This window comes from Pseudohongiella spirulinae, from assembly GCF_001444425.1.
Taxonomy (GTDB): Bacteria; Pseudomonadota; Gammaproteobacteria; order Pseudomonadales; family Pseudohongiellaceae; genus Pseudohongiella; species Pseudohongiella spirulinae.
This window is the reverse complement of record NZ_CP013189.1, coordinates 1,125,087-1,147,035: the sequence shown is the minus strand read 5'-3', so window position 1 is coordinate 1,147,035 and position 21,949 is coordinate 1,125,087. Positions and strand designations below refer to the sequence as shown.

Below are 21,949 nucleotides of genomic sequence, written 5' to 3'. Positions count from 1 at the left end.
GGTTAAGCATCATGACACGGCACAATATAACTGAAAAAAATCAGGGTAAATCGCAAGGTTTCACGCTGGTCGCGCTGGCGCTGGGAATATTGGTATGCGGTGCTGGCTGGGCTCAGCAATCTGACTGGCAGGTGCCTCGTACGCCCGAAGGTCAACCGGATCTGCAGGGCGTTTGGGCCAACAACAGCAGTACACCACTGGAGCGCCCGGAATTTTTTGGCGATCGCGCCACACTGACAGCCGAAGAGTTTCAGGAACTGCGCCGCCAGGCTGAAGAAATTCGTGCCAGCGGTGGTGATGCCCTGTTTGGCGACGGCTTTCTTAACGCGGTCATCAGCGGTGAGGTTCAGTCCTACGATCCAGCCACCGGAAACTATGACTCGGGATGGATGGTGGACAGAAACCTCGAGAATCGCACCTCACTGATCATAGATCCGCCCAATGGCCGTATCCCGCCCATGACAGAAGAAGGACGCGCACGCGCCCAGCAACGCATGAGCGCCCGTCTCAGCCCGACTGACTCATACCTCGGGCGCCCCTTGCAAGAGCGATGTATCACCTGGGGCATGCCCTACATCATGGCGGGCTATAACAGCTATTATCAGATCGTGCAGGGCAAGGACTCTGTGGCGATCATTCAGGAAATGATTCACGATGTGCGAATCGTACCTCTGGGTGAAAAACCACCCCTGGATGAGCGAGTCAAACTGTGGCACGGTGACTCACGCGGCTGGTGGGAAGGCGATACGCTGGTGGTCCAGACCAAAAACTTCTCAGACAAAAGCCTGTTCCGGGGTGCCGGTGAGAATCGCCTTTTTACAGAACGCTACACACGTGTTGCCGAGGATGTGCTGCAGTATGAGTTCACGGTGGAGGACCCTTCAACCTGGGAGCGTCCCTGGACAGCTGTGATTAATTACACAGCCAGTGAAGATCCGATTTTTGAGTATGCCTGTCACGAAGGCAATTATGCACTGATGGGCATATTGTCAGGTGCCCGGGCTGCCGAACGCGCAGGCCAGATCCCGACGGAGTGAACATCCGGTTGCGAGGCGCGAGCGGTCAGTCTCTGGCCAGCTCGCGCGGCATTCTGAATACAATATTCTCTTCAACGCCAGGAATTTCAACGGGTGCTTCGCCAGTCATCTCGCGCAGACGATCGACCACCTGCTGAACAAGAATTTCCGGTGCAGAGGCGCCGGCTGTGACACCAAAACAACGCTTACCCTCAAACCACTCCGGACGAAGATCTTCAACCCGGTCAATCAGGTAAGCTTCGCAGCCCATTCGTTCCGCCAGTTCACGAAGGCGATTGGAGTTGGAACTGTTTGGCGAACCCACCACCAACACCAGATCGGACTCCAGCGCCAACTGCTTTACAGCATCCTGTCGATTCTGTGTGGCATAACAAATGTCTTTTTTGCGAGGTCCTTCGATAAAAGGAAAACGCTCATGCAACGCATCAATCACCTTGGCCGTATCATCCATGGACAGGGTTGTCTGAGTCACGTAGGCAAGCCGCTCCGGATTATTGACCTCCAGCGTAGCAACATCCTCTACTGACTCCACCAGATAGATATCACCGCCCTGACTACGGTCGTACTGTCCCATCGTGCCTTCAACTTCCGGGTGCCTGGCGTGGCCAATCAGAACACACTCTCGTCCCTCGGCGCTGAAACGTGCAACCTCCAGATGGACTTTGGTCACCAGCGGACAGGTGGCATCAAAAACCTGAAAACCTCTCTCTGTCGCTTCCTGTTGCACCTGTTGTGACACCCCATGTGCGCTGAATATCACAATAGGCTGTCGGCCAAGCGCATCTGTTGGCGGAACGTCGTTCAGCTCATCTACGAAAACAGCACCACGCTGACGCAGAGTATCAACTACAAATTTGTTATGGACCACTTCGTGACGAACGTATATCGGAGCTCCATAAACATCCAGTGCCCGGTTAACAATATCAATTGCACGATCCACGCCCGCACAGAATCCGCGCGGATTAGCGAGGCGAATTTCAGGCTTGCTGTCCTGAATAGAAACCACTGACTGTTGCATACGGATACCTGTTTACCCTGCGTCTGTTTATTAACCCTGAAGCCTGACAGCCTGAACGTCAGCTGCCAACACTGATATCACGCTGGCTTTAAATACAATGTCACGACCAGCCAGCGGATGATTAAAATCTATCACGACATTAAGTTCACCTATCTGTTTGAGAACACCTGGTATCTCGTTGCCGCCGCTGTCAGTAAACGATACGACTGTTCCCGGCTCAACGGGATCAGTCGTATTAGCCAACAATCCCGCAAAACGTTGTCGGGGAAAGGTTTGCACATTTGCCGGATTGACATCACCAAATGCCTGTGCTGCGGGCAGCACAACATCAATGGTCTGTTCTGCAACAGCTCCCATCAACGCGGCTTCAAAACCCGGCAATAAATTTCCATCGCCCACCGTGAAAGTAGCTGGGGAGGATTCATAATTGCTGTCGATAACCGTACCATCGGTAAGCGACAACGAAAAGTGTAGCGTCACTCTAGCGCCAGGTGCCACAGGAGCTGACTGCTTCATGCCAGTGTCCGTTTGCTCACGCATAGGCTCGCTGCTCGCCCTCGCCACTTATATTTTCCACACAACGCATGCACAGTTCCGGGTGCTCAGAGTCCTGTCCTACGTCGGCACGATGATGCCAGCAACGAACACATTTGGGCTGCTCTGACGGCCTGACGTACAAAGCAAGACCCGGCAGATCAGTAACCGCTGCATCAACGGCATCAGCCAATGGCTTCAGCTCTGCAGATGACACAATAAGCACAAACCGAAGCTCATTCTGCAGGCGCCGCAGACGCTCATTCAACTGGTCATCGCAAAACAGTGTCACTTCAGCACTCAGAGCTGCGCCTATTTTTTTCTCCGCGCGTTGCTTCTCCAACTCCTTGTTGACTGCAGTTTTGACATCAATCAACTCGCGCCAGAAATCATCACTGAAGTCCTCGGCGGCTGGCAACAGCTCCAGCCCGTCATCAAAGGAGGACAGGAACACTGAAGCGTTGCGTTCACCCGGTACAAACTGCCAGATTTCATCCGCCGTGAAACTGAGGATTGGCGCAATCAGCCTCACCAGAATCTCGGTGATGTGATACATGGCCGTTTGTGTTGAGCGACGCGCCAGACCGTCAGCCTTGGCTGTGTACTGTCTGTCTTTGATGATATCCAGATAGAAACTGCCCAGTTCGATCACACAGAAATTGTGAACTTTCTGATACACATTCAGAAACTGATAGTTGTCGTAATCTGCCTTTAATTGTTCTCGCAGCTGCTGAGCCTGGCGTGTGATCCAGTAATCCAGCGCCAGCATCTGTTGTGGCTGCACCGCGTCAGTTTGTGGATCAAACCCGTTAAGATTGGACAGCAAAAAACGCGCGGTATTGCGGATACGGCGATAGGCATCGGCGACACGTTTCAGGATTTCGTCTGATACTGCCATTTCTCCGCGATAATCTGTCGCCGCCACCCACAATCGCAGAATGTCTGCGCCGTACTGGTTAAAGACCTCCTGCGGAGAAATGGTATTGCCGATGGACTTGGACATCTTGCGTCCCTGGGCATCGACGGTGAATCCATGTGTCAACACCTGACGATAAGGTGCCGTGCCATTCATGGCGATAGCCGTTTTAAGCGATGACTGGAACCAGCCGCGATGCTGATCCGAACCCTCCAGGTAGATATCTGCCGGATACTGCAACTCTTCGCGGGCCTGCAGGACTGAGAAGTGGGTGACGCCTGAATCAAACCAGACATCCAGCGTGTCAGTTACTTTATTGTACTGCGCGGCCTCATCACCCAGCAGTTCACTGGCATCCAGATCGAACCAGGCATCAATGCCGGATTTCTCAATACGCTGCGCAACCTGCTCGACCAGCTCAGCGCTGCGCGGGTGCAGCTCGCCGCTTTCCTTATGGACAAACAGAGTGATGGGCACACCCCAGGTGCGCTGCCGGGACACACACCAGTCCGGGCTGCCTTTCAGCATCAGCTCAATACGCGCCTGACCCCACTCAGGAACCCACTTCACATTTTTTACCGCAGCCAGCGCATCCTTCAGCAAACCTTTTTCAGTCATGCTGATAAACCACTGCGGTGTGGCTCGGTAGATCAGAGGTGTCTTGGTTCGCCAGCAATGCGGATAGCTGTGACGGATCTTTTCAACGGCTACCAGCGCCTGCTCGCGTTTCAGTATGTCGAGGATTTTTTCGTCAACTTTGTAGACGTGTTCTCCGGCAACTTCACCGGCACGCTCGCTGAACACACCGTTTTCGTCAACCAGGTTCAATGTGCCCAGACCGTAGGCCTGACCTGCCACAAAGTCTTCCATACCGTGATCGGGCGCGGTATGCACGGCGCCCGTACCCGCGTCAGTGGTCACGTGATCGCCCAACAGCACAGGCACTTGCTTGTCGACAAAGGGGTGACGTAACAATGCATTTTCAAACACGGAGCCTTTGGCGACTGCCAGACGCTCGGCGTTTTCCAGACACGCATAGCGGCTCATGATGTCATCTTGCATATCAGCGGCGACAACCAGTAGTTCAGCACCACGCTCTTCACTGATGGTGCAACGAACCAGCGCATATTCCAGTTCGCCGTTCAGGCAGACTGCCTGATTGGCTGGCAGGGTCCAGGGTGTTGTGGTCCAGATCACAACCGACAACGGCTCATTCCGGGCAGCCGATTCCAGCAAACCAAACAGAGTCAGCCACTGTGCCGCGTCCACTACCGGGAAGCGCACATCGATGGCAAACGACGTTTTATCCTGATATTCCACTTCGGCTTCAGCCAGCGCAGACGCACCGACAACGCTCCAGTACACCGGCTTGAAACCCTTGACCAGATGACCGTTTTCCGCGATGCGGCCCAGCGCCCTTACGATATTGGCCTCAGTATCAAAATCCATGGTCAGATAGGGTTTATCCCACTGTCCCAGTACGCCCATACGCACAAAGTCTTTTTTCTGGTTGTCGACCTGTCTGGCTGCATATTCACGGCATGCCTGACGAAAGGCTGCATGGCTGATTTTTTGTCCGGCCTTGCCCTTTTTCTTCTCAACATTGTGCTCAATTGGCAAACCATGGCAGTCCCAGCCTGGCACGTAGGGTGCGTCGAAACCTGACAGCGTGCGCGATTTCACGATCATGTCTTTCAGGGTCTTGTTAACCGCGTGACCCAGGTGCAGATCACCGTTTGCATAGGGAGGGCCATCATGCAGAATAAATTTGGGACTACCAGCCCTGAGCGAGCGAATCTGGCCATACAGGTCCATGTCCTGCCAGCGTTGCAGCATGGCAGGTTCGCGCTGGGACAAACTGGCTTTCATCGGAAACTCGGTGAAAGGCAGATTCAGGGTTTGCTTGTAGTCACTCATAAAATGTTCACTTGCTCTGATCGTTAGCGTTTAAGTGTTGAGATTGAAGAACTGTCTGACCTGTTCAATGTCGATATCAATTTGCGATTTGAGCGCCTCCAGAGACTCGAACTTCTGCTCTGCCCGCACACGGCTCTTGAATGTTACCGACATCCAGGCACCGTACACGTCTCTGTCAAAATCAATCAGATGGACTTCAAGTACAGCTTCCCGGTTGTCATCAACAGTCGGTCGATAGCCGATATTCGCCGCGCCGAAGGCACGGATCGTCTCACCATCAGTCGTCACAATACGGGATTCACAGGCATACACGCCATGCAGCGGAATATTGCGTCGGTTCAGCGCCAGGTTACAGGTCGGAAACCCCAGACTGCGCCCTAGCTGACGCCCCTTTTTGACCGTTCCGGCGATGGCGTACTCGCGTCCCAGCGCCGCCGTGACCCTGTCGAAATCCGCCACGGCAAGGCATTCCCGAATGTAAGTACTGCTGACCCTCACCCCCTGACAAATACAGCTTTCCGTTTCAATCACGTCGAACCCTGCCCGCACCCCATACTCCTGCAGGAGTCTGTAGTCACCAGCGCGCTGATACCCGAATCGAAAATCATTACCGATAATCAGGCTGCGAACATTCAGTCCTTTAACAAGAATGTCCTCAATATAGCTTTGCGGGCTCAGCCGACACAGTTGCTCGTTAAAAGTCAGCAGAAACACGGTATGCACACCTAACTGGCTTAACAGCTGAATTTTCTCCTCAGCTTCACTCAGGCGGGGCGGGCAGTCCTGCGGGTGACTGGCAAAAAACTCCTCCGGGTGCGGCTCTATGACCACCACCACAGACGGAACTTTCAAGTCAGCCGCTTTTGCCAGCAACTGACGGATAATCTGCTGGTGGCCAAGATGAACACCATCAAACTTGCCGATTGTGGCTACACAGCCAAGCTGGCGCTCACTGAAGCCTGCGGTACTGTGTATTACATTCATGACCAGACAGTCGCTCAAAAAATGCGTAACTATACCATCTAAAGCCGCTTTCTGCCTGCCTCAAGGAGCATTTTGGCCAGTACCAGCGCCCCGATAATGACAACAAATTGACCGATCAGGGTATTGACCACCGAAATCGAGTCCGGACGAGTCATGATAAAACCGAGGTTGATAGCAGTTGCCACCGCGACCAGTGCGCACAGTGCAGCCAGCGCCAGCAAAACAAAACCCAGCAACCTGGTCGACACTGGTTTTTTCGATGAATCCATTTCCAGCCTACCTCCGTTGACAGGACTGACTATTCTACGATTGCTGACAGTGTATGCCCGGTACAGGTATCATGCCAGCTCAGGATACGGAAACACGACATTATGCTATCAAAAATTCTGCTGACGGCATTGGTCATAGTAGCGGCCTACGCCTATATACGCCGCCGTCAAAAGCAGCGAGATACAATCAATGACCGGCCGGTGCAGCGCTTCCTGGGACAGGCACAGCAACAGGGACAGTGGTCGGATAGCGCCAGCGACATCAATCTGAACAGAGAGCACAGCCCGATGGCAGGCAAATTGCGCCTGAGTTTATGGCTCGCGCTGCTTGTTTTAATCCTTATCGGTGGCGGATACAGTCTGTGGCACTGGCAAAGCCAGCAACAGGAAATCACCGTGCTGCTGTACGCCAGCGGACAGGCTGCGCCGACGGTTTACCGAGTACCCAGAAAGAATCTTGGGCAGTCCAGCTTTATCACCTCAGACGGCACATTGGTCCAGGTCTCGGCCAATGAACGCATGGAAGTCATCGGTCTGTAGCGCCAGACACGCCAATTGTCGAGAAACTGCCACAGTTGGTCGTCAGCTCCATCTATCTCTCACCACTTTCTGCTAACCTGACCTCAATTATGTTCTTCGGATTAATGACCATGGCGCTCTGGCAGCCTGACATGACAAGCACAACTGATGCATCAGGAGCATCGTGGCGTGACCGCTTTCACAGCATCTGTCTGGCCATTTTATGCCTGTGCCTGCTCAGCCCGGCGGCACAAGCACGCGAAATTGTGTTACCCATGGATGATGGCAGTGCCGTCAAAGTGTTCATGTTCGAACCGGACGACCATGGTGAAGGCCCGTGGCCGCTGACCATACTCATGCCCGGCGGCGACGGTAACGAGTACGTTGCCCGCGCCCAGTTCTGGCTGGGTCGCGAGCTGGCCCGGCAGGGCTGGATCATTGCTGTACCGGTTTCATCAACCAATACCGCGTTTGTAGGGGAAAATGGTCAGAAGATCCCTGTTGTGATAGCCAAACTCCAGGAACAGGCTGACGTACTCCCAGGCAAAGCCCTGTTGGTTGGTGTATCCAGTGGCGGTAGCGCCGCACTGGAGCTGGCCGCACAACACCCTGAGCAATATTATGGCGTGGTTGCGGTTCCGGGCATGTTGGCGGATCTCTCAGTTATCGGTGATATGCAGAATCTACCCGTCTATCTGCGCATTGCTGAAGAAGACATGCTGCGCTGGAACACACGCATGCCTGGTCTGGTCAGCGCTCTCGAAGACGGTGGTGCGCGTGTCGACGCCAGGCTCATGCCCCGCGGCAAACATGTATTTCGGCTGGACTGGCATAATCTGTCGCCCTGGATAGACTCGCTGGAACTGCCTGACCTGCCCGGTCGCACCGAATCACCTTAGTCACAGTGGTGCAATTTGCGCCCTCATGATAAAGTTCGCATCCCTGCAAACCTTCTTGGCCCGGCCGGAGAAACTGGATGAAACTGATTACTGCTATTATCAAACCGTTCAAATCTGACGATGTGCGCGAAGCGCTGTCGGAACTTGGCGTCAACGGCATGACAGTCACCGAAGTCAAGGGTTTCGGTCGTCAGAAAGGCCACACGGAGCTGTATCGCGGGGCCGAGTACGTGGTGGATTTTCTGCCAAAAGCCAAGATCGAAGTAGCTGTTGCCGATGAAATAGTCGATCAGGCTATCGACGCTATCTGCAAAGCGGCCAATACCGGCCACATTGGCGATGGTAAAATCTTTGTGACCGCGCTGGAGCAAAGCATCCGCATTCGCACCGGCGAAACCGGCAACGACGCCCTATGAAGCTACCCGGCGGTCGATAACCCGTAAAGTCACAATCGCGTACACCAATTTGTTGCCAGTTTCATCCAGAAATGTCACTGATACCAGGGACGTCGAACGTCCCTGACTGATCAACTCACCCTTTAATTGCACCCTGGGACCCAATACCGGATCCAGATAGTCTATTCGCATATTGATGGTTGTTATCCAATAGTCATCACGCGCCGGGTAAAGTGTCCTGATTGTGTAAAGCGCCACCATATCAACGTAGGTTCCCGTGAAACCGCCGAAAAGTTGTTCTCGAGGGTTAAGCACCTGACGGGGAATATGGGCATCAATGACCACATGGCCATGGGATTCCTGAAGAATTTTCCAGTCAGGCGCCTCAAGCAGGTCGCCGGCACAGTGTCCGGGTCGCATAAAGATCGGTCGGTTGTCATTCTGAGTCATTCGAAAAAATAAACCTCCAGATTTAACTGCACTCTGGGATCAGGCTCCCAATCGTATCTGTATTCAAATAATAGCTGTGGGACCACTTCCAGGATCAGCCAGTCCTCGTAAATCGCCCGCCGGTAGACCATCTGCGCGAAATAGCTATCGACCTCACTGACTGGTCGATTCTTGCCCAGCAGGCCCAGCTCATAAACCATGTTCTCTCTTTCACCGATCTGCTGATGCAAGGCAAAAGATTGTGCAAACTCGGTCAGACGCTCCTGATGTTCATAATTCACCTGCGTCTCCAGCCTGAAATTCCAGACCGGGTCTATAGTACGGGTGAAAAACAGCCGGGAATCCTGTCCCCAACCATCCTGATTGTAATAATAAATCCGATTGGTAAATCCCAGATACCAGTCTTCATTCAGGTCTACACTATAGCGACTTCGTAATCGGTAAAAGAGATCCACGGGCAATTTGGCACGCAACCCAATATCATGATTTATGCGCCACCCATTCCTTTCCGGATGTTCATAGCTGAAACCACCGGTAAAATCAGATGCGTTTATATTACTCAGTCGTTGATCTCGCAGAGAGTTCTGCTCCCGGTTTTCTGATTCGAAAATCAGCTTCCAGCGTTCTGAAGCCCGAGGCAGATCCAGTCGGCCGCTGATACGGGCATTCGAAAAGTAAGTATCATGACGCCCGATGCGCTGATTGAGACGTATCTGGACATAACTCTCATTAAGCTCATCTGCCTCAACATCGCCTGCCAGCCAATCGTCAAAACTGCGCCCGACATAGGAAACACCCCGCGACATGTCATCACGCTGCTCTTCGAGCCAGCGAAACGTGCGATCAAACTGCAGACTCTCCAGAGTGCGCTGCAGTAATCCAGACTGCTCGGCCAGGTCTTCAGTGGTCTGAGGCGGACGTTGAGTGCTGCCAGATACTTCCGGAACCTGGGCGGCGATCAGGGGCGAAAACGACAACGCTGCAAAAAAAAGTGCGTATCTGGTGATTACAAACTTGTGAATGGTCATCTTGTGTATGCGACCTTTGTCAAACTCAACTGTGCAGATGCAATGCTTGCCACTGTATCACAGTCACCAGCCATTCAATCCCATGATGCAGAGGATTCAGCACCAGCAACACCGAGACAGTGACAATCATGATCAGGCCAGTCAGGTGCCAACCAGTCAAAGGCGCCCGGCACGAGTGCGTCAGCAGGGCCTGAACCCGCAGCGCCAGATCGGACCCGTTAATACCGCTGGTCAGTGCAGTATTGTCGGCCGATTTCAACAGCCTGCCCACATGAACCAGAGTGTCTGCAACCGTAAACCTGCCATGCCTGGCTGCCGAGGCAAAATCACAGGCCTGCTCAGACATCAGTTGCAGGTCATGTTGCATGATTCTCCGCCATCCAGGCGGCAAGGCCAGGCTGAATACACTTCCCAATAACAGGCGCAGATTATCTCTGCGCTGACGGTGCGCTCGTTCATGATCGATAATCACCGTCAGTTGCTCCGTCGAGCAATGATCGATCAGACCGGTGCTGATGTAAATTCTCGGATGCCACCAGCCGAGCGTGAATACAGCCCGCTCCGGAACCAGTAACTCACTGAACCCGTTACGACGCCTGGCCAGACGATCTAGCTGCCTGCCAATTCGCTGCCCTGCCAGCAACATAATCAAGAACTTTGAAGTCAGACTTATTACCAGGATTGCCATTATGCTCAGACCGACCCAACCCAACACACCAGCACGCAGGATCGGAGCATGCTCGCCACAGTCACCGTGGCAGTGAGGTGAAATCAATAGCTGACCACTTTGCGGATAGAATAACAGGATGCTCAACAGTAAACTGAGCAAAACAGGCGAGGTCCAGTAGGCCAGAATCAAAGCACTGCTATGTGCAGGATGCATATTCATCAGGGTGTTACGTACCAGGAAGTAGCCGCAACCGAACACCAGCGTCAAGGTTACCCACAACAGCAACCAGACCAGGGAAAAAGAGCCAAGCTGCTCAAGCATCGTTGGCATCACGACGGACCTTGATCAACGCCTCGAGCTCGTCCAGTGAACTGTCATCCAGATCCGCTGCTACATGCACAAAACTGCTGAGTATGGTTTCCATTTTCCCGTCGTGCAGCAACTGAATAACATTCCCGAGCATGCGACCCAACAAGGCACTGCGCGAAACCGTGGAAAAATAAAAATAGGCCTGCCCGTGTTTTACCCGGTCTACGTACTGCTTGCGAAATAGTCGCTCGAGCGCAGACTGGATTGTACTGAGACTTGGAACACGGGCGCCAGACAATGAGTCGCGCACTTGCCGTGCATCCAGGTGCGGCCTCTGCCAGAGGACTTCCATAACACGCAATTCAAGTTCTCCGAGATTGCTAATCTTGACGTTGGATGCCGCTTTACGAGTGTGGATGGTCATTCTGATTCCCTGTCGACACATCTAAAGTATCTTTTTGTTGGCTCAAAATAGCTTCGATTGCGTCAAAATGCAAAAACCGATTTTCAATCGGCGAACCAAATAATTTTTTTTCCATTATATTTCATGGAGTTAAAATACAAACGACGATCATCGCACTATAATACCGGTCTTCGTTTTTCCTGCAACGCCCGAAGTGGATATCCCTATGACACGTCGCCATCTTTACGTAGCCATACTTGGCATTCTCAGCATGCCTGTTTTTGCTCAATCAAATAACCCCGGCAACGAGTCGATTGAAGAAATCCTGGTACTGGGCGCCGATTTCAGCTTGCAAGGGACACCATCCAACGCCACTGAAGGGCTGGTTTACGAGCAACAACTTGATCTTCGCCCCATATCCAGAACAGCAGAGCTGCTCGAATTCATTCCAGGGATGATTGCCACACAGCACAGTGGCGAAGGCAAAGCCAACCAGTATTTCGTGCGCGGATTTAATCTTGATCACGGTACCGACTTTGCAATCAATGTCGATGGCCTGCCGGTCAATATGCCATCGCATGGTCACGGTCAAGGGTATGCTGATATCAACTTTGTCATTCCCGAACTTATCAACAGCATGCGATATCGCAAAGGCCCTTATTACGCGAGTGCCGGCGATTTTGCCACAGCCGGCACCGCAGACTTCGAGTACGTGGATTACCTCGATGGCAGTGAGGTAAACCTGACTGCAGGCGGGCACGACTATGGAAGACTGTTCGCGGGCCATTCAATTGCAATGCAGGATGGCCAACTGACAATCGCCGGCGCTGCGACCACCTATCACGGCCCCTGGGAGCTTGACCAGAACCTGAGTAAGCGCAAAGGTTTCCTCAAATACCATCGGGAGAACGCCCGGAATATCTATAGCCTGACGGCAATGAGTTATTCCAATGCCTGGGATGCAACTGACCAGATACCGTTACGCGCTGTTCGCAACGGGCAAATTGGTCTTTGGGGTAACATCGATCCCACGGCCGGCGGCGATTCGGAAAGGCACAGCCTGTCTGCCGACTGGCAACACCTGTCTTCAGACAATGGCAACTGGCGCCTCAAGGCGTATATCATGGAATATGAGCTGGATCTGTTTTCCAACTTCACCTATTTTGACGCGGATCCTGTGCGGGGCGATCAGTTCCAACAAACCGATGATCGACGCGTCACCGGCCTGACTGGTGACTATTCGCGTAACCTGCAGACTCTGTCCGTGCCAACCACACTTACCATGGGCTTTCAGCACAGGTACGATGATATTCATGTAGGGCTGCACCAGAGCGTTGCACGACAGCGCTATGCCAGCACTCGAGACGACCGTGTGAAACAGTCTCTCAGTTCTGCTTATTTATCCCTTAATCAAACCTGGAGTGAACGACTTCGCACAGTCGCTGCTGTCCGGACTGATCACTACCGGTATGACGTTGATGATCTGCTGGGCCCAAACAGCGGTAACGGCGACGATACGCTTGTCAGTCCGAAATTAAATATCATTTACACTCATTCCCCGGCACTGGAAACCTTTTTCAGCATGGGAACAGGCTTTCACAGCAATGACGCACGCGGCGCGACCATCAGTTCAGACCCGGTGAGCGGCGAACCAGTCGACCCGGTTGACCCGCTAGCCAAAGCGCGTGGCTACGAAATCGGTTTACGCACAGCTGCCCTGCCCAAAACTCAGTTGCATCTGAGCGCTTTCAGCCTGCGTCTTTCTTCAGAATTGATTTATATTGGCGACGAAGGTACCACCGAGGCTGTGAATGCCAGCCAGCGCGAAGGGCTGGAACTGGGACTCTTATACACACCACTGGAATGGCTGTTAATTGACGCGGATATCAGTTACACCAATGCCCGGCTACGAAACAGCGCGCCTGACAACTACATTGCCAATGCTGTTCGCAATACCGCCTCATTCGGCATTATTGTCGATGACTATCAATCTACCGGATGGAGTGGCGGTATACGCATGCGTTACCTCGGTTCTGCCCCTCTGATTGAAGACAATACTGTGCGCACAGACTCGACTTTCCTGGTCAATGCCCAGGTTACAAGACAATTGACTCCGGCAGTGGCAGTCAGCCTGGAAGTGTTAAATCTGTTCGATAGTCGGGACCGTGACATCACATACTATTATGAGTCACGATTACCCGGTGAAAGCGATGCTGTCGCAGACATCCATTTTCACCCGGCTGAACCGCGCAGTCTGCGCGCCAGGCTGACCGCCACTTTCTGATCAGGTTACAAAAAGTCCATATCGCCGGCAGTGAGCCACCAGGCTCCTGCCAGCATCTTTGCTTCCGGCCCCCTGCTCCAGCAATTGCAGGGGATTTCTATGCCCAACTGAGCCCGGCTCGTACGCTCTGTTTCAAAGTGCACCGCCTGTCCAGCCGTGATCCATAGTTTGAACGACAGACCCTGCTGCAGTCCGTAGGCGCTGAGTGCTTCAAAGGCATCCGCAAGCATTCCGATCTCGCCGATCAGATCCATCACAAGATATTCACCACCGTGTTCGCGAGCCAGCGCCAGCGCCTGACATTGGTCATCAGCGTCGTCGATACGAAAGCAAAGATAGTTCTGACCGGGACGTTCTAAATATCGATAATTGAGATAATCCAGTGTTCTGAGTCCCACAATGGCATCCGTTAGCCCGACAGCCATCCGATTCCAGAGAGTCGGAGCCAGGGTATGTATTGCCTGTGAGACATCGGGCTCGGGTGTCACATGACTGGCCCGGACAAAGTCTGGCTCAGAGATCTGCAATTGAATGAGTTCGTCGGTTTTTTCATACAAACCCAGACGTTCTGCAACATGCATGGCTTTCAGATTGGGAAAGCCGATGCCCAATAGATGAGCCCCGCAATAACCGGCATACTGCTCCAGCATGGCCGCTGCCATCTTGAAAAACAGACCCTTACGACTGAACATTCCGCGCTCACCCGGCAGCACCATCACGTCACAAATCTGCACCGCCAACTCTGGGGTACCAAAATATAATATTTGTCGGGCAGAACCGCCATAGTGACCCACCACACTGTTGTTCTTGATCACAGCGACGGATGCGCCACGATCCTGACCATACTTCCAGTGCCACAGCGCTTTGTCGAAGGCTACATTAAAGCTGCGTTCAAATACCTCAGCAAACATCTCGGCCGGCAGATCAGCCGCCAATACCAGCAATGGTCTCGCTTCAGCAGGTGCAGTCCAGGCGAGTAATCGATGGCTGCAAAAACCAGTCAGGCAGCGCTGCAAATCCTGCGCGAAGGTCTGATTCAAGGTCGAAAGCGTTTCAACCCCATAAGCCGTCTGTCGGCTCAACTCGCCCGTATTTTTTTCCAACAAGTCCAGTGCGAGCGCTTTAAAACGACTCACCTCAGTGGAGTACTCTTCATCTCTGGTCAGGGTAAACCCGCTTCGCTCAGCCAAGGCCAGCAAATGCTGCCCCTTCGCCAGAATCTGAGGCTGTCTGATATCGTCAGGGTTGTTAATGAACTCGTCCAGCAACAGCAATTGTGCACCCGGTTTGAGCAAGGTTGCCGCGGCTGCCATTAATGTAATTGGATTGAAATAACGAGCGCTACAGTGAAAGACCATCACATCGAAGCTTGCTGCAGGCACCTGGCGCCAGTACTCGTTGAAGTCTGCCAGAACCACAGTAACGGCAGCCTGCTTATTCTGAGAAACGGTCTCCGTGGCCATGGTTACCGCTGCGGGGCTATTATCAATGGCTGTGACCCGATACCCGGCCTCACCCAGCATCGCGCACAAACTACCCGGACCACAACCCACTTCAAGCACCGCGGCTGGTGCCGGAAAATCGATAACCTTCAGCAGCGCGCCCGCTGCCCTTTTCTGGGCTTTTATTAGCGCCGACGAATCATCACCGTCGTTCTCATCAAGCCATCCGTAGCTGAGAAACGGCACACATCCGGTGGTTTGCCGCAGCAGGGCAGCGTAAACATCCAGCGGGAAAGGTAATTTCTGCGAGGGTATCTCCATGCGCGGCATTATACGGTAGAATCAGGCTCATGAGTGATATACCTGACAGATTCAGCAGCCTGTTTACATCGGCTAATGGCGAGCTGCGCAGCTCCCCGCGAACCGGCCTGCAAAGGTTGCTGATGCTGCGTGCTCTGGTCGCTGTCAGTGGCACAACCGGCGCGCTGGCATTCGACTTTTTTTCGCCACTGAATCTGCCTGTTCTAATCGTCGCGCTGTTGTTAACCGGCATCGCAATCTCGCTGATCGCTGGCTGGCTGCAAGTCACCCGGGCAACGCTGGTCAGTCAGAATGCTCTGATTATCAACCTGGCTCTGGACTTTTTATTCCTGGTTGTCTTACTTGTTTATACCGGCGGTGCGGCCAATCCGTTGATCTCGTACCTGCTTGTGCTGTTGGCTGTGGCAGCCACCCTGTTGTCCGCAATGTGGGCAATCCTGTTCGCTGTGCTGGCCATGATTATCTATACCGTCTTTCTGTTCATTGGCATCAGTACCGATGCACACGGCGACCATATGATGCAAAGTTTTCAACTGCATCTGGTTGGTATGTGGGTGACTTTTGTTGTGAGTGCCGCACTGATCAGTGTGTTCGTGAGCCGGATGGCAACTGCGATACGAATCCGTGAAACCAGCCTGGCACAATTCCGTGAGAGCGAGATGCGCAATGAACAACTGGTCGCCATCGGCACGCTGGCAGCCGGCACGGCTCACGCCCTGGGCACACCCCTGTCGACCATGTCGGTTCTGCTAACCGAACTGGATGAACAGCCGACACACGAACTGTCACCAGATGACCTTAAAGCCGATATCCACCTGCTGCGCCAACAGGTTAATCGCTGCAAGGATTCGCTCGATCAGCTGACACGCATCTACCATCAGAATGATCAACAACATCGGGGACTGATGCGCGTGAGCAATTTCCAGGGTGCCATACGTGACTACATCACCAATATCCATCCGAATGCCAGAATCAGCTTTGAACATGACAAAACCCTGCATCAACAGCTTGTCAGCGGAGATATCACCGTCCGTCATGCTCTCATCAATATCATAGAAAATGCGATTCGCGCCGCTCACAGTGAGGTACGCGTTCATTATTCGGTCAATGAACAGATGTTATTGATCAGCGTCGAAGATGACGGACCGGGCATCCCCGCTCACATTATGGAGAGCATGGGGGAGCCCTTTATTTCAACCCGGGAAGGTAATATGGGGCTGGGCATCTATCTGGCAAATGCTTCCATTCAGCGCCACGGGGGCACCATTGAAATGGTTAACCTGAAAGATGGCGGTGCGCGATCGTTGATCCAGCTTCCATTGACGATCCCGGTACAATCATCAGGCAATAAAAATACCAGGTCCACAGAGTCATGAATCAGGAAGTGATTTTATTAATTGAAGACGACGAGGTATTCTCCTCTGTCATATTGCGAGCATTTCAGCGACGCGGGTTCGAGACCCTGCACGCCGGGGATATTGATACGGCACGAATGCTGATCAGCAGCTCACTATTTGATATGGCTGTGGTCGACCTGAATCTGGACGGACATTCTTCTCTGGAACTGATACCACTCATGCGTGAGCACTGCCCGGATAGCAATATTCTGATGCTGACCGGATACGCCAGCATCGCAACAGCAGTTGAAGCCATCAAGCTGGGGGCCGATAACTATCTGGCCAAACCGGCCGACGCCAATGAGATACTTGCCGCTCTGCAAAACCCTGAAGCGGACGGCGCTGCCGCCAGTTTTCAGGCACCCATGTCAGTGCGACGTCTGGAATGGGAGCACATACAGAAAGTATTAAAAGAGAATCATGGCAACATTTCTGAAACGGCAAGGCAGCTTAAAATGCATCGCCGCACGTTACAGCGAAAATTACAAAAGAAACCTGTGTCTGGATAGCCGGATTTCCGGGCCTTACTCCCCACGCTCAGGCACTCCAGTGACTTTTGGCACTCAGCAAGCAGCGGTCTTAATGATATAAAGCGGCGCGCATTGATGTTTACCTTGAACTGCCCGGCCCAAGATCCGGGGCACTCACCGAAAGCGTATACCTCATAACAATAAAAACAACGATAATAGAGGATCGGCCCGTATTCGGGCTGTCGGCGTTGCCGTTGTAAAAATCTCGTTACATGAACTTGTAACAATCCAGTCATACAGTCAGCAAACGGAGTCTGACGTGAAAAAACAATATCTGGTAGCAGTCGGGCTGGTCGCCCTTATCGTGATATGGATGCTCATGCCGCGCGAGCGGGTTGTGGATGACCGTTATGAGCCTGATGCCGAGCCGCGCCAGGTCACGGCTATTGCTGATAATAACAGTGCCAGTGGCAACATGGCAGACTTTACAGTCCGCGCACGCCGGTTGAGCATGGATACATTCACGCAGACCGTCAGCGTCCGCGGACGCACCCAGGCAACGCGGCTGGTCAATGTGCGCGCGGAAACCGCCGGGCGCGTTGTGGCAACACCGGTTGCTCGAGGTGCACGTGTTGCGGCCGGTGATATCTTGTGTGAGATCGCCATGGACACCAGAGAAGCGGATCTGCAGGAAGCGATCAGCCGTCTTGAACAGACCCGCCTGGAATACGAGGGCGCTCAGGATCTGCAGCGCCGAAATCTGCAATCACAAATTTCAGTGGCTCAGTTAAAAGCCGCATATGACTCAGCAGCGGCTGCTGTGCAACGCGCCGAGCTGGCGGTTGAGCGCACCAAAGTCCGCTCACCGTTCGACGGCATTATGGAATCTCGTGCCGTTGAAGTGGGGGACTACATGGATATGGGCGGTCAATGCGCCGCTGTCATGGACGACGAACCCATGCTGCTGGTCGCCCAGGTTCCCGAGCAGGACGTGGGAAAACTCGAACTTGGCAGTCGGGTCACCGGTATGCTGGTCACTGGCGAGCGTGTACAGGGAGAACTGACCTATGTTTCAAGAGCAGCCGACAATATCTCAAGAAGCTATCGTATCGAAGTTGAGCTGGAACCATCCAAGGCTATTCGCCAGGGCATCAGTACAGAAGTGCTGATTGCCGCCAATGAGACACGTGCCCACCTGGTCCCGCCATCGTCGCTAACCATGGACGACGAAGGTCTGATCGGTGTCAAAGCCCTGAATCGCGATAATCAGGTTGAATTCCACCGTGTTGAAATAGTTGGTGAAAGCACCCGTATCGACAATCCCGGATTCTGGGTCAGCGGCCTGCCTGAGCAGGTTGTGGTCATTACTCTGGGCCAGGAGCTGGTATTCCCGGGACAACAGGTTAACGCCAATTTTGACTGGGCCAGCTTATGAGATACATCAAAGCCGCTGTATCCCATTCAAGAACATCGCTGAGTATATTCGCCGTCATTCTGCTGGCAGGATTTGCTTCATATCGTTCAATTCCGGTTGAATTAAACCCGGACGTCACTGTACCGGTCATTATTACCACCATCGTTTTCCCCGGAATTTCTCCTGAAGATGCCGAGCGCCTGCTGGCCCGTCCGACGGAGATTGAACTGAAAAACGTCGAAGGCATTACCGAGATACGGTCATTTGCCAGCGAAGGCTCAGCCACCATCATCACGGAGTTTGATGTCAGCTTTAACCCAGACCTGGCCGTTCAGGATATCCGCAATGCTGTCGATATCGCAAAGGCACGTTTCCCGACTGATACCGAGGAACCCATTATTCAGGAAGTGTCAGCGGCAACTGTGCCCGTGGTGCAGATAGCCATCGGCGGAACAGGCGTTGGCGAGCGGGTACTGCTGCAGATCGCCCAGACCTTGCAAAGAGAGATCGAAAATCTGCCGGAAATTCTCTCGGCCGACATGATCGGAGCACGGGAAGAACTGCTGGAAATCATCGTGGATCCCGCAAAGCTGGAAAGTTATGGCATTACTAACCAGCAACTTGTACAGGCTGTCACCACCAATAACCGATTGATTCCTGCCGGCACTCTCAACACTGGCTCCGGCAGCTTTTCAGTCAAAGTGCCCGGGCTGATTGAGACAGCCGAAGACCTGTTTGATCTTCCCGTGGCAGCGACACAGGACGGCGTCATTGTACTCAGCGACCTGGCCGAGGTACGCAGGACATTCAAAGATGCCGAGCGTTATGCCTACGCCAACGGTCAACGGGCCATTTCGCTTGATGTGCAAAAGCGCAAAGGTGCCAATTTGATCCAGGCCATGGATAAAATTGACCTGCTGGTACGCGAACTGCGTACCCGGACCCCCCCGGCCGTCGAAATTACCTACCTGAATAACACGATCCCCCTTGTTATTGAACAGAATTCAGGATTGCAGGGTAATATGGCTACGGCCATGATACTGGTGCTGGTTGTTGTGATAGCAGCGGTTGGTGTGCGCTCCGGCATTCTGGTCGCCCTGGCGGTGCCCTTCTCATTTTTCTTCGCCTTCATCATCATATCCATGCTCGGTTTTACCTACAACTTCATGGTCATTTTCGGCCTGCTGCTGGGACTGGGCATGTTGATTGATGGCGCCATCGTCATGGTGGAATATGCTGATCGCAAAATGGCCGAGGGTTACACCCGCGCTGATGCCTTTCAGGAAGCTGTCGGTCGGATGTTCTGGCCGATCCTGGCATCCACCGGCACCACACTGGCAGCCTTCTTGCCGATGATGTTCTGGCCAGGAGTAGCCGGTGAATTTATGGGTTACCTGCCGGTAACCGTCTTCGCCGTGCTGGTGGGCTCACTGTTATACGCACTCGTCTTCGCTCCAGTCATTGGCTCTTTGATCGGTAGCCAGACGGTCAAAATGCAAGGCAACAGTCAGGTTGGCAAGCTGGAAGACGTAGCGCCCGAGAAAATTGGTGGTGTTGTCGGCTTATATGCCCAAATACTGCGCTTAGCCGTTCGCTTTCCCGGTATGGTTTTTGTGGGCAGCCTGGCGACACTGATCGGAATTATAATCGCCTACGGTAACTACGGCAGGGGTGTTGAGTTTTTCACCAGCGTAGAACCCGCTCAAACTCAGGTACAGATATTCGCCCGCGGCAACTATTCACCGGAAGAGGTCCGCGACATCGTGCTGGATGTGGAGCAACGCATCAAGGATATCGGTCACTACAAGAGCATCGTGACTCAGTCGGGTGCCGGACGCAGCATGGGTGGCGGCATGGGTGCCGCACCTGACCTGGTTGGCACTATTTTCCTTGAGTTCACAGACCGCCGCGATCGCGACGTCAATGGTTTCGAAATCGAAGATATGTATCGTCAGGCCATCCGGGACCTGCCTGGCATACGGGCGGAGATCAATACGCCGGAGCAGGGCCCACCGGTCGGTAAAGAGCTGCAGATTGAATTTTTCGGTGAAGACCTGCGTGCCATTATCGCTGAGGCGCGCAGGGTTCGCGACCATATCGAAAACAATATGTCCGGTCTGATCGACATCGACGACACAACTCCGGTACCTGGCATCGAGTGGGAGATTACCGTCGATCGCGCCAGAGCCGCGATGTCGGGAGCCAGCATGACTGAAATTGGTACCGCCATACAGTTACTCACCAACGGTGTGCGGATGGGCGACTACCGACCGGATGACAGCGAAGAAGAAGTTGAAATCCGGGTTCGTTATCCTCGCGAATATCGCGGTATCGAGCAAATCGACAATATCCGCATCAACACGGCCAGTGGTCTGGTACCGATCAGTAGTTTCATCGACCGTGTCCCCATGGAGGGCGTGAGTTCCATCCAGCGTGTTGACGGCAATCGAGTGATTTATGTGCGCGCCAATCCTGCACCTGGTATTGTTACCGATAACAAACTGCAGGAAATCCGCCAGTGGCTCGATCAGAACCCGCTGGCACCGGGGGTCGACTATGTCTTTCGCGGTGCCAATGAGGAGCAGGAAGAGTCCTTTGCATTTCTGTTGACCGCTTTCAGTCTGGCGCTGGCTTTGATGGCCATCCTGCTGGTAACTCAATTCAACAGTTACTATCAGGCATTGCTGATACTATCCTCCGTTCTGCTATCTACGGCCGGCGTTCTGCTGGGTCTGCTGACCACAGGTCAGACTTTCAGTGTTATCCTCACAGGGGTCGGAATCGTGGCATTGGCAGGTATTATCGTGAACAATAACATCGTTCTGATTGATACCTTTAATTACTTGCGGGGCAAGCATAAAAACTGGGATATCAAGGAAGTGATTGTGCAGACGGGCATACAGCGTTTGCGCCCGGTGTTTCTGACCACGTTTACCACTGGCTGTGGATTGCTGCCGCTGGCGATGCATGTTTCTGTCGATCTGATTGGTGCAGAAATCGAGATGGGCGGCCCGATCACATCACAATGGGTCAAGCTGGCAAACGCTATTGTGTTTGGTCTTTCATTTGCGACCATCCTCACGTTAATCGTTACGCCGGCCATGTTGGCGTTGCCAGACCATCTGCGCCAGCGCCTGGCACAGATCAAAGGATTATTCAGACGCTCTGCTTATCAATAATTTGCAACAGCACCAGGGATTTATTACAGCAACCCAAACGCTTTGCAACAATTTGTGACCTGGCGGTACGCCCTTGTGCCGCTGTGCTAGCATC

19 protein-coding genes are annotated in these 21,949 nt (G+C 53.2%); 9 read left to right on the top strand and 10 right to left on the bottom strand.

Annotated elements, in window-relative coordinates:
• The first annotated feature begins 11 nt into the window (after positions 1-11).
• A complete protein-coding gene (locus PS2015_RS05255; RefSeq protein WP_058021240.1) occupies positions 12-1,037 on the top strand; it encodes a hypothetical protein in 1,026 nt (341 codons plus the stop codon).
• A 25-nt stretch (positions 1,038-1,062) separates the two neighbouring features.
• On the opposite strand, the gene ispH is transcribed toward PS2015_RS05255, so the two are convergent.
• Genes ispH through PS2015_RS05230 form a run of 5 tightly spaced genes read right to left on the bottom strand, consistent with a single transcriptional unit; the run spans position 1,063 to position 6,675 of the window.
• Entirely contained in the window at positions 1,063-2,055 is a 993-nt protein-coding gene (gene ispH / locus PS2015_RS05250) for a 4-hydroxy-3-methylbut-2-enyl diphosphate reductase (protein ID WP_058021239.1), read from the bottom strand.
• Positions 2,056-2,085: 30 nt separating this feature from the next.
• Positions 2,086-2,595: an FKBP-type peptidyl-prolyl cis-trans isomerase gene (locus tag PS2015_RS05245; RefSeq protein ID WP_237113387.1), complete on the bottom strand. Its 510-nt coding sequence runs from the start codon at positions 2,593-2,595 to the stop codon at positions 2,086-2,088.
• Positions 2,588-5,422: an isoleucine--tRNA ligase gene (ileS, locus tag PS2015_RS05240; RefSeq protein ID WP_058021238.1), complete on the bottom strand. Its 2,835-nt coding sequence runs from the start codon at positions 5,420-5,422 to the stop codon at positions 2,588-2,590. Before ileS ends, PS2015_RS05245 begins: the two co-directional genes overlap by 8 nt.
• A 30-nt stretch (positions 5,423-5,452) precedes the next feature.
• Positions 5,453-6,406 carry a bifunctional riboflavin kinase/FAD synthetase gene (gene ribF / locus PS2015_RS05235; RefSeq protein ID WP_156412665.1) on the bottom strand — a complete coding sequence of 318 codons (954 nt, stop codon included), beginning with the start codon at positions 6,404-6,406 and terminating at the stop codon, positions 5,453-5,455.
• Between the two features lie 38 nt (positions 6,407-6,444).
• The gene (locus PS2015_RS05230; RefSeq protein ID WP_058021236.1) at positions 6,445-6,675 is read right to left on the bottom strand and encodes a hypothetical protein; all 231 of its coding nucleotides are present in this window, start codon (positions 6,673-6,675) and stop codon (positions 6,445-6,447) included.
• Positions 6,676-6,777: 102 nt separating this feature from the next.
• On the opposite strand from PS2015_RS05230, the gene PS2015_RS05225 reads away from it, so the two are divergent.
• From PS2015_RS05225 to PS2015_RS05215, 3 genes are all read left to right on the top strand, one after another.
• A complete protein-coding gene (locus tag PS2015_RS05225; protein ID WP_058021235.1) occupies positions 6,778-7,215 on the top strand; it encodes a hypothetical protein in 438 nt (145 codons plus the stop codon).
• A 131-nt stretch (positions 7,216-7,346) separates the two neighbouring features.
• Positions 7,347-8,093 (top strand): dienelactone hydrolase family protein, encoded by a 747-nt coding sequence (locus PS2015_RS05220; protein ID WP_058021234.1) that lies wholly within the window; start codon positions 7,347-7,349, stop codon positions 8,091-8,093.
• Positions 8,094-8,170: 77 nt separating this feature from the next.
• Positions 8,171-8,509 carry a P-II family nitrogen regulator gene (locus PS2015_RS05215; protein ID WP_058021233.1) on the top strand — a complete coding sequence of 113 codons (339 nt, stop codon included), beginning with the start codon at positions 8,171-8,173 and terminating at the stop codon, positions 8,507-8,509.
• Here the strand turns inward: PS2015_RS05215 and PS2015_RS05210 are convergent.
• The 4 genes from PS2015_RS05210 to PS2015_RS05195 are packed head-to-tail and all read right to left on the bottom strand — an operon-like array spanning position 8,504 to position 11,369.
• A complete protein-coding gene (locus PS2015_RS05210) occupies positions 8,504-8,938 on the bottom strand; it encodes a PaaI family thioesterase (protein ID WP_058021232.1) in 435 nt (144 codons plus the stop codon). The genes PS2015_RS05215 and PS2015_RS05210 overlap by 6 nt on opposite strands.
• A complete protein-coding gene (locus PS2015_RS05205) occupies positions 8,935-9,966 on the bottom strand; it encodes a hypothetical protein (RefSeq protein ID WP_058021231.1) in 1,032 nt (343 codons plus the stop codon). The genes PS2015_RS05210 and PS2015_RS05205 overlap by 4 nt, the downstream gene beginning before the upstream one ends.
• Before the next feature lie 25 nt (positions 9,967-9,991).
• The gene (locus tag PS2015_RS05200; RefSeq protein ID WP_156412664.1) at positions 9,992-10,966 is read right to left on the bottom strand and encodes a M56 family metallopeptidase; all 975 of its coding nucleotides are present in this window, start codon (positions 10,964-10,966) and stop codon (positions 9,992-9,994) included.
• Positions 10,950-11,369 (bottom strand): BlaI/MecI/CopY family transcriptional regulator, encoded by a 420-nt coding sequence (locus tag PS2015_RS05195; RefSeq protein WP_058021229.1) that lies wholly within the window; start codon positions 11,367-11,369, stop codon positions 10,950-10,952. Before PS2015_RS05195 ends, PS2015_RS05200 begins: the two co-directional genes overlap by 17 nt.
• 205 nt (positions 11,370-11,574) lie before the next feature.
• On the opposite strand from PS2015_RS05195, the gene PS2015_RS05190 reads away from it, so the two are divergent.
• Positions 11,575-13,632 carry a TonB-dependent receptor gene (locus tag PS2015_RS05190; protein ID WP_058021228.1) on the top strand — a complete coding sequence of 686 codons (2,058 nt, stop codon included), beginning with the start codon at positions 11,575-11,577 and terminating at the stop codon, positions 13,630-13,632.
• A gap of 5 nt (positions 13,633-13,637) precedes the next feature.
• Here PS2015_RS05190 and PS2015_RS05185 read toward each other — a convergent pair whose 3' ends face one another.
• Complete coding sequence (locus tag PS2015_RS05185; RefSeq protein ID WP_237113386.1) at positions 13,638-15,395, bottom strand: bifunctional class I SAM-dependent methyltransferase/GNAT family N-acetyltransferase; 1,758 nt, start codon at positions 15,393-15,395, stop codon at positions 13,638-13,640.
• A gap of 29 nt (positions 15,396-15,424) precedes the next feature.
• On the opposite strand from PS2015_RS05185, the gene PS2015_RS05180 reads away from it, so the two are divergent.
• The 4 genes from PS2015_RS05180 to PS2015_RS05165 all read left to right on the top strand — a co-directional run bounded on the left by PS2015_RS05180 (position 15,425) and on the right by PS2015_RS05165 (position 21,855).
• Positions 15,425-16,771 carry an ATP-binding protein gene (locus PS2015_RS05180; RefSeq protein ID WP_058021226.1) on the top strand — a complete coding sequence of 449 codons (1,347 nt, stop codon included), beginning with the start codon at positions 15,425-15,427 and terminating at the stop codon, positions 16,769-16,771.
• Positions 16,768-17,301, top strand: coding sequence for a response regulator transcription factor (locus PS2015_RS05175; protein ID WP_058021225.1), 534 nt, complete (start codon positions 16,768-16,770; stop codon positions 17,299-17,301). The genes PS2015_RS05180 and PS2015_RS05175 overlap by 4 nt, the downstream gene beginning before the upstream one ends.
• Before the next feature lie 280 nt (positions 17,302-17,581).
• The gene (locus tag PS2015_RS05170; protein ID WP_058021224.1) at positions 17,582-18,697 is read left to right on the top strand and encodes an efflux RND transporter periplasmic adaptor subunit; all 1,116 of its coding nucleotides are present in this window, start codon (positions 17,582-17,584) and stop codon (positions 18,695-18,697) included.
• Positions 18,694-21,855 carry an efflux RND transporter permease subunit gene (locus PS2015_RS05165; RefSeq protein ID WP_058021223.1) on the top strand — a complete coding sequence of 1,054 codons (3,162 nt, stop codon included), beginning with the start codon at positions 18,694-18,696 and terminating at the stop codon, positions 21,853-21,855. The genes PS2015_RS05170 and PS2015_RS05165 overlap by 4 nt, the downstream gene beginning before the upstream one ends.
• Positions 21,856-21,949 lie beyond the last annotated feature (94 nt).